Here is an 8,133-nt window from a genome sequence, read left to right on the forward strand (position 1 = left end):
TTTTCATTTTCTACTCCAACAGCGAAACGTTTCGCTGATACTGAGTTTAGAAAAATGGCAGCAGAAGGCAAACCCAATTTGATGAAATTGTGATCGCCATCGAAACGTTTCGCTGAACAAATGAAAAATGGAATGATGAATGTAAAAAAGGTGAGGTTAAAGTGCCCGTAACGGTGAAAACAGGCGGATCGTAAAGACGCCACACTTCTTTTGTTAAAACAAGCTTCCCTGGGAGCTCGACTCGCGCCGTCCCTGGCGCGGACGCTTTACTCTTCTACCTGCCTTCACCTTGCAAGATCGAATACTTAGGGTTTGTCAGCGATCTGAGGCCGTTATGTTTAACGGCCTTCTAAGTTAAATCTCTACCTGCGTCCCTAGCTCAATGACCCTATTCGGTGGGATCTCAAACTGATCGGCTGCGCGCAGCGCATTACGACTAAGGGCCACAAACAACTTGCCGCGCAAGAACAAATACCACGGCCGCTTGGTCAGGATAAGTGACTCGTGGGACATAAAGAATGAAGTTTCCATCATCTGGCAAGGTAACCCCTCCAAACCGCAGCGATGGAAAATCTCTTCCACATTCGGGGTTTCGCGCCAACCGTAACTCGCTACAACCCGCCAGAATGTCGGAGATAGCTGCTCGATAGTCACTCGATTAACATTATGGACATAAGGCGCATCTTCAGTTCGCAGTGTCAGTAGAACAACCCGATCATGTAACACTTTGTTATGTTTAAGGTTATGTAGTAATGCAAACGGGATGACATTCATCGCCCGAGACATATACACCGCCGTGCCAGGAACACGTACCGGAGGCGATTTCTCCAATGAGGCAATCATCGCCTCCAGAGAGTTACCGTGTTCGTGCATACGGCGCAGCAAGCTGAAACGCTCACTCTTCCAAGTGGTCATGATGATAAACATCACCAGGCCCAATGACAGTGGTAACCAACCGCCGGAGAACAATTTCAATGCGTTAGCAGAGAACATCGGCACATCAATAACCAATAATGCCACCAGCAAGAAGTAGACAAAGAAGCGATTCCAGTGCCAGTTTTTCAGTGCCACGGTGCAGAACAGAACACTGGTAATAACCATCGTGCCCGTTACCGCGATGCCATAAGCCGCTGCCAAATTACTGGAACGTTCGAAGCCGACAATCACCAATACCACCGCCAGATACAGTGTCCAGTTAATCACCGGGATATATATCTGGCCTGACTCCATTTCCGAGGTATGAATAATACGCATCGGCGGCAAATAGCCTAAACGGACGGCTTGCCGGGTCAAGGAGAATACACCGGAGATAACAGCCTGTGAGGCAATTACCGTCGCCAACGTTGCCAGTATTAACAGTGGAATCAATGCCCAGTCAGGGGCGAGTAGGAAGAAGGGGTTTTTGATAGCTTCTGGGTTTTTCAATAATAACGCGCCCTGGCCAAAATAATTCAGCACCAATGACGGTAAAACCACAGTAAACCACGCCAATCGAATAGGAAATTTACCAAAGTGCCCCATATCTGCATATAAGGCCTCCACCCCTGTAATTGCCAATACCACCGCACCAAGGGCAAAGAAAGAAACAGACTTATATTCAGTAAAGAAGCTGATTGCCCATTTAGGATTCAGTGCAGCCAATACTTCTGGATTGGCGATAATGCTGCGCAGCCCGAGCAGCGCCAGTGTCAGGAACCAAACCAGCATCACCGGGGCAAATAATTTACCCACGCTACCGGTACCGTGTTTTTGAATAACAAACAGCAGAGTTAAAACAGCAATCGAGCAAGGGACAATATAAGGATCAAGTGCAGGTGCGGCAATTTCCAGCCCTTCGATAGCCGACATAACGGATATGGCTGGCGTGATAACCACCTCGCCATAAAAGAAGCTACCGCCAATTAAGCCGAGAATAACCAAAATTGAAGTGGCTCTGGAAGAGGTATTACGCCCAGCCAAAGACATTAACGTTAAAATCCCCCCTTCACCGGCGTTATCCGCGCGCATGACATAGGTCAGATATTTAACCGAGACAATCAGAATTAACATCCAGAAGATCAGTGATAAAAAACCAAATACCACATCAGGACGGACATCAAAACCATAATGACCAGAAAAACACTCTCTCAGGGTATAGAGTGGGCTGGTACCAATATCACCATAAACGACCCCTATTGCAGCCAGGGTTACCGCCGATAAAGATTGTTTTTTATGTTCTGTGCTCATAATTGATTTCTTTTTGCTAGAACATCCATAAGCCGATGCGTGCACTTAGTCATCGCTACTGCCTGTTATGTATTCTTATACGCCTGCCAAAAGGCGCACAGTATGCACCATTTCAATAGATTGCCTACTCTTAAATCAAACAACAAAAAGTACGAAAATAGATCGACTACAAATAGCTGATGATATAAAAATATTACTAATCAATGAGCTATCCTATTAAGAAAAAAATGCTATACCACTAAGAAAAAGAGGATCTATTCCCCCTGATCAGTTAAAAATCAATCAACTAACGGAATATATAGAGCAATTATGGCGCAATCATCACAATTAGCAGAAAGAATCTCCCGCTTGAGCAGTGCCCTTGAAAGTGGTCTGTATGAAAGACAGGAAGCTATCCGCTTGTGTTTGCTGGCCGCACTGAGTGGCGAAAGCGTATTCCTGCTCGGCCCACCGGGGATTGCTAAAAGTCTGATTGCTCGACGCCTAAAATTTGCTTTTAGAAATGCCCGGGCATTTGAATATCTGATGACCCGTTTTTCGACACCGGAAGAAGTATTTGGCCCACTCTCTATTCAAGCTCTGAAAGAAGAGGGGCGCTATCAGCGCATGACTGGTGGTTATTTACCCGAAGCTGAAATCGTATTTCTGGATGAAATTTGGAAAGCTGGTCCAGCCATTCTGAATACTTTGCTGACCGCCATTAACGAACGACGCTTTCGTAATGGTGATCGAGAAGACAGTATCCCGATGCGTTTGTTGGTGACGGCCTCTAACGAATTACCCGATGCAGACAGCAGCCTGGAAGCGCTTTATGACCGAATGCTGATCCGCCTATGGCTGGATCGCGTGCAAGAAAAGCAGAACTTCCGCTCATTACTGCTCAGCCGACAAAATGAAAATCATAATCCGGTAGCTGAAAATCTCAGTATCAGCGATGAAGAGTTTTATCAGTGGCAACCCTTAATAGACAAAATAGCTCTACCGGATAACTGTTTTGAGCTTATTTTTCAGCTACGTCAGCAGCTCAGCGCACAAGAACAAGCACCATATGTCTCTGACCGACGGTGGAAAAAGGCTCTGCGTTTACTGCAAGCTAGCGCCTTCTTCAGCGGACGAAATGAAATAACGCCAATAGACTTAATTTTGCTGAAAGATTGCTTATGGCATGATTTAAGTTCGCTTAAATTGCTACAACAACAGCTTGAACAGTTGCTAACTGAACAGGGGTATCAGCAACAAAGCCTATTAATGAAGCTCCAGCATATACATGCTCAATGGTTGAAACACCAACAGCAGCAAAGTGACCATCAAGCACTGACGGTGACCAAACAAAGCGGTATGTTCAGCCGTAAACCGCAATATTCTCTGCCAGACCATCTTACTGATAGCACCCTGACACTGTTCTTGCAAAAACCACTCAGCTTGCATGATATTCAGGTCAATCACCTGCAAATAGAGAAAGAGGCGCTGGCTCAATGGTTAAATAAAGGTGGGGTTTTACGCGCCAAATTAAATGGTGTCGGTTATGCCCAATCTATTGATGCTGAAGTTGATGATCAACTGCATATCACGGTGCTGGATGTCAGTCGCCAATCATCAATACTGTCGCAACCCGGAGCTTCCACTGCCAGTGTGCCTTCCGAGCTGCTGGTGGAGTTGGCGGAATTGGAAAATAGCCTGGCAGAGCAACGGCGGCTATTCAGTCAACATCAACCTTGCTTGTTTACGCCGTCCTCTTGGTTAGCAAAAATAGAAGCCAGCTTATTGAATGTGGCTGAGCAAGTGAAACAGCTACAACAAAAACTACGCGGTCATTGATCTATGCTCAGCCTGGCAACATTGGATTTGCTGCTATCGATAAGTGAAAGTGAGCTTATCGAAGAGATGGTAGTGGGGTTACTGGCCTCACCGCAGTTAGCCATATTCTTTGAAAAATTTCCGCGCATTAAACGGGCACTAATGAAGGATATCCCCGGCTGGAAGCAAAACTTACAACAGCGAATTCGGGAGGCAAAAGTCCCCGCTGGTCTGGCAAACGAGTTTGCTTTATACCAACAGAGTCAATTGGAAGATAGCCCGCTATTTTATGCCCATCTCCCGCAGATTGTGGTGCAACTGCAACAATGGCATTCCCCTTTCGCCACACAAGCTAAAACATTGCTGCACACCGCTGATTTAGATAGAAATCCCCAAACCGGTGATAGCTTTCAAACTCTCTTCTTACAGCGCTGGCGTGTCAGCCTAACCTTACAAACCATCACCATCCATCATCAACTACTGGAACAAGAGCGAGAGCAACTTTTAGCTGAGTTACAACAGCGGCTTGCGCTCAGTGGTGCTTTGGAACCCATTCTTGCAACTAATGATGGAGCGGCAGGGCGGCTTTGGGATATGAGCCAGGGGCATTTGCAACGTGGTGATTATCAGTTATTGCTGCAATATGGCGATTTTCTGCAACAGCAGCCGGAATTACAGCAACTTGCAGAGCAATTGGGGCGCAGTCGATCCGCCAAAGCGCAACCTACCCCTGATGCCCGCTTTGAACCTTATACCGTGATGGTTCGCCAACCTGATACCGTGCCAGAAGAGGTCAGTGGCATTCACCAGAGCAATGATATTCTACGATTATTGCCGACCGAGTTGGTCATGCTAGGAATGAGTGAGCTGGAGTTTGAGTTTTATCGCCGCTTACTGGAGCGACGTTTACTCACCTATCGCTTACAAGGTGATAATTGGCAGGAAAAAACCTTACAGCGCCCTATCAGCCTTAAAAGTCATGACGAACAACCTCGCGGCCCCTTTATTGTCTGTGTCGATACATCGGGTTCGATGGGTGGCTTCAATGAACAATGTGCCAAAGCTTTCTGTCTAGCCCTGCTACGTATTGCGCTGGAGGATAATCGCCGCTGTTACATCATGCTGTTCGCGACAGAAATCATTCACTACGAGCTATCATCAGCCAGTGGTATTGAGCAGGCGATACGCTTTCTCAGCCAACATTTTCGTGGCGGCACCGATTTGGCGGCCTGCTTAGCCAGCACTCTAAGCAAAATGGAAGAACGAGATTGGTATGATGCCGATGCCGTGATTATTTCAGATTTCATTGCCCAGCGCTTACCTGAAGAACTGATCCGAAAAATTAAAATCCAGCAGCAAGCCCATCAACACCGGTTCCATGCAGTGGCGATGTCGGCCTATGGCAAGCCCGGTATCATGCGGATTTTCGATCATATCTGGCGCTTTGATACCGGGTTAAAAAGCCGTTTAATGCGCCGCTGGAAGCGCTAAGAAACTATTCTAGTTCAGTAACCCAGCCCCGACGTTAATTGATAATCCCAAGATCGTCATATTGAAAATAAAGGATAATACTGACTGCAAGAGCACCACTCGACGGATATCTGACGTGCCAGTCGAGACATCAGCGGTTTGGGAAGCGACCCCTATAGTGAATGAAAAATAAAGAAAATCCCAATAAGTAGGCTCAGTAACCTCTTTAGGGAAAATTAACGGGAGAACAGCGTCTGACTCATCGCGGGATAAATAAAATAAATGGGCATAATGCATAGTAAAAGCGGTTGGCAATAATAACCACGAGACCAATAAAGTCATTCCTGTGAGGACTAAATGGAATGCTTTGGCAGAACCCGATAACTGATTCGCCGTGCTTAACTCAAACAGAATAACCAGAATACTCGCCAAACACGCCATGCTAACAATACTTAGCACCATACTGGCACTTTCATCCTGCACACGAGCTATTAATCTGATTTTTTTCGGATCATTGCGCAATAATTGCAGCCATAAAAAGAACAAATAGAGCCACGCAAATATATTCCAACTCACCATCAAGCGCAGTAATACAGTGAAATGTGATGGCAACAGGAAGTAAGTGATTATTCCAGCACCAACAGATAATAGCAGCCTTGGACGCGCATGTGAGTAATGTTTAAGAGGGTGAAATCGGGCCATAACGTCAACAACCTTATAGGTGAAATACCTCAGTATTATGCCACCTACAGCATAGATGAAAGAACCCGCTTATGTTTATGATGTTAAAAACCCGCTATAGCTGCATAAGCCATAACGGGTTGAAATAATTCAGAGATGATCTGCTGGGAATTACAGCAAGCCTTCTACCTTCTCGCTGACTTCTGCCCCCCACACACCACATTGCACCTGACCAATATGCTGTAGTTGCAGCAATAACATCACTAAACGGGACTGACCAATACCCCCACCGATTGTCTGCGGCATTTCACCTTTCAGCAGTGATTGATGCCATTCCAGTTTCAGACGATCTTCATCTGATGTCAGCGCTAATTGGCGTTTCAGTGCTTCAGCATCGACGCGAATGCCCATGGATGAAATTTCAAAAGCATCTTCCAGCACGGGGTTCCAGACAATAATGTCACCGTTTAGCCCGGCAAAACCTTCTGCACTCGGAGAGGTCCAGTCATCATAATCCGGGGCACGAACATCATGAGATTTACCGTCAGCCAATTTGCCGCCAATCCCAATCAAGAAAACAGCACCCAGCTCTTTAGCAATGGCGCGTTCGCGACCTTTCGCATCCAGATCAGGGAATTTAGCGCGCAGGCTTTCACTGTGGATAAAATGAATCTGTTCTGGCAAGAAAGGTTTTATATCAAATTCTGCACTGATCGCTGCTTCGGTTTCTTTAATAGCCGCGTAGATTTTGTTAACCGTGGATTTCAGATAAGCCAGGTTGCGCTCGCCATCACCCATGACGCGCTCCCAATCCCACTGATCGACATACACAGAATGAATGGCGCTCAAGCGATCTTCATCAGGACGCAATGCTTTCATATGGGTGTAAATTCCTTGGTCAGCACCAAAATCAAAGCGACCTAAGGTTTTACGCTTCCATTTAGCTAATGAATGAACAACTTCAAAAGTTGCGTCTGGCAAGCTTTTTACTTTTACCTGAACGGCTTTCTCTGAACCAGACAGGTTATCTTGGGTACCGTCACCCACACGGCTCAGGATGGGTGCCTGCACCTCAATTAGGCCCAATTGCTGCTCTAGTTGACGGGAAAAGAAGGATTTTACAAAACTGATCTGTTGTTGTTTTTGGATAAATTGCTTTTTCATTGTCGTTTTCTCAATTCGTTGCTGTCGATTATGCAAATTGTCTGTTGTGCCGTTTGGCTTGTCATCGATTAAGCAACAGAATGAGGGTTAAATTCAATATCCAATAAACAATATTGCCTTTTCACTTTTAATCATTCATTTTTATGTGTCTATAATTAGATAATCGATAAAAAAAGGGGGTTAATATGAGTGAAATTTATCAAATCGATAATCTCGATCGTGGCATCCTGAACGCATTAATGGAAAATGCGCGTACACCTTATGCGGAATTAGCCAAAAATTTTGGTGTTAGCCCAGGAACAATTCATGTCCGAGTGGAGAAAATGCGTCAGGCAGGGATTATCACCGCAGCTTGTGTTCACGTTAATCCAAAACAGCTGGGTTATGACGTGTGCTGCTTCATTGGCATCATTTTGAAAAGTGCCAAAGATTACCCCTCTGCGTTAAAAAAACTGGAAAGTTTAGAAGAAGTTGTCGAGGCTTATTACACCACAGGCCATTACAGCATCTTTATTAAGGTCATGTGTAAATCGATAGATGCACTACAACAGGTACTTATCAACAAGATCCAAACCATTGATGAGATCCAGTCAACCGAGACTCTTATTTCCCTGCAAAACCCCATCATGCGTACCATCGTGCCCTGAGCACTAAATAACTATACCCACATTATCCACAGGTAGATCCCAGCTGATTCACAGCGTACAATACCGGTTCATTACTTCGGTTGGGTTCTTTATGGCTGACATTACCTTGATCAGTGGCAGTACGCTTGGCAGTGCTGAATACGTTGCT

General features: G+C 45.6%; 6 protein-coding genes. 3 read left to right on the plus strand and 3 right to left on the minus strand.

The genetic code is table 11. The features are described 5' to 3' along the window. Window positions 1–354: 354 nt before the first annotated feature. Entirely contained in the window at window positions 355–2,226 is a 1,872-nt protein-coding gene (gene kup / locus ACNSO8_RS00195) for a low affinity potassium transporter Kup (RefSeq protein WP_019081485.1), read from the minus strand. Window positions 2,227–2,535: 309 nt separating this feature from the next. Here kup and ravA point away from each other — a divergent pair, with 309 nt between their 5' ends. Together ravA and viaA are read left to right on the plus strand one after the other, a co-directional pair. Further along, the gene (gene ravA / locus ACNSO8_RS00200; RefSeq protein ID WP_418393470.1) at window positions 2,536–4,044 is read left to right on the plus strand and encodes an ATPase RavA; all 1,509 of its coding nucleotides are present in this window, start codon (window positions 2,536–2,538) and stop codon (window positions 4,042–4,044) included. Window positions 4,045–4,047: 3 nt separating this feature from the next. Further along, complete coding sequence (viaA, locus tag ACNSO8_RS00205) at window positions 4,048–5,514, plus strand: ATPase RavA stimulator ViaA (RefSeq protein ID WP_019081483.1); 1,467 nt, start codon at window positions 4,048–4,050, stop codon at window positions 5,512–5,514. A gap of 9 nt (window positions 5,515–5,523) precedes the next feature. On the opposite strand, the gene ACNSO8_RS00210 is transcribed toward viaA, so the two are convergent. Together ACNSO8_RS00210 and asnA are read right to left on the minus strand one after the other, a co-directional pair. Beyond that, on the minus strand, window positions 5,524–6,195 hold the full coding sequence (locus ACNSO8_RS00210; RefSeq protein WP_019081482.1) for a DUF1345 domain-containing protein: 672 nt from the start codon (window positions 6,193–6,195) through the stop codon (window positions 5,524–5,526). A 150-nt stretch (window positions 6,196–6,345) separates the two neighbouring features. Beyond that, window positions 6,346–7,338, minus strand: a complete 993-nt coding sequence (gene asnA, locus ACNSO8_RS00215; RefSeq protein WP_019081481.1) for an aspartate--ammonia ligase — start codon at window positions 7,336–7,338, stop codon at window positions 6,346–6,348. A gap of 185 nt (window positions 7,339–7,523) precedes the next feature. Here asnA and asnC point away from each other — a divergent pair, with 185 nt between their 5' ends. Next, window positions 7,524–7,985 (plus strand): transcriptional regulator AsnC, encoded by a 462-nt coding sequence (gene asnC, locus ACNSO8_RS00220; RefSeq protein ID WP_005161192.1) that lies wholly within the window; start codon window positions 7,524–7,526, stop codon window positions 7,983–7,985. Window positions 7,986–8,133: the final 148 nt, after the last annotated feature.

The sequence above is a fragment of the Yersinia sp. LJYL362 genome (assembly GCF_048323875.1).